A 613-nucleotide genomic window follows, 5' to 3' on the forward strand; every position below is an offset into this window, starting at 1 on the left:
ACGGTTCATATCACCTTACCGACGCTTTTCGCAGATTAGTACGTCCTTCATCGCCTCTGACTGCCAGGGCATCCACCGTGTACGCTTAGTCGCTTAACCTCACAACCCGAAGATGTTTCGTAAAACACCCACGTGTCGCGAAAATTTGAGAGACTCGAACACACTTAAACAGTGTGTCGTTTCAATTTTCAGCTTGATCCAGATTTTTAAAGAGCAAAACTTCGCAGTGCACCTTTTCAGGTTCACTCTGAAGTTTTCTTGTGTTTGCAGTAATGATGGTGGAGCTATGCGGGATCGAACCGCAGACCTCCTGCGTGCAAAGCAGGCGCTCTCCCAGCTGAGCTATAGCCCCATCGTTTGCAACCTCTTCAAATTTGCTTCGCAAATTTGGTAGGCCTGAGTGGACTTGAACCACCGACCTCACCCTTATCAGGGGTGCGCTCTAACCACCTGAGCTACAAGCCTGTAGAGGTTTTTACTGCTGTTTTTCATCAGACAATCTGTGTGAGCACTACAAAGGCAGGTTCTTTAAGGTAAGGAGGTGATCCAACCGCAGGTTCCCCTACGGTTACCTTGTTACGACTTCACCCCAGTCATGAATCACAAAGTGGTA

Annotated in this window: 2 tRNA genes and 2 rRNA genes; all 4 read right to left on the minus strand. The window is 48.1% G+C overall.

Features of this window, described 5'->3' with window-relative positions:
- Positions 1–99, minus strand: a 23S ribosomal RNA gene (locus CWM58_RS27895); the annotation flags it as partial.
- Between the two features lie 177 nt (positions 100–276).
- Positions 277–352 (minus strand) — tRNA-Ala (locus CWM58_RS27900).
- Positions 353–388: 36 nt separating this feature from the next.
- A tRNA-Ile gene (locus CWM58_RS27905) sits at positions 389–465 on the minus strand.
- Positions 466–534: 69 nt separating this feature from the next.
- A 16S ribosomal RNA gene (locus CWM58_RS27910) occupies positions 535–613 on the minus strand; the annotation flags it as partial.

Source organism: Klebsiella sp. H-Nf2 (genome assembly GCF_002806645.1).
Taxonomy (GTDB): Bacteria; Pseudomonadota; Gammaproteobacteria; order Enterobacterales; family Enterobacteriaceae; genus Klebsiella; species Klebsiella variicola.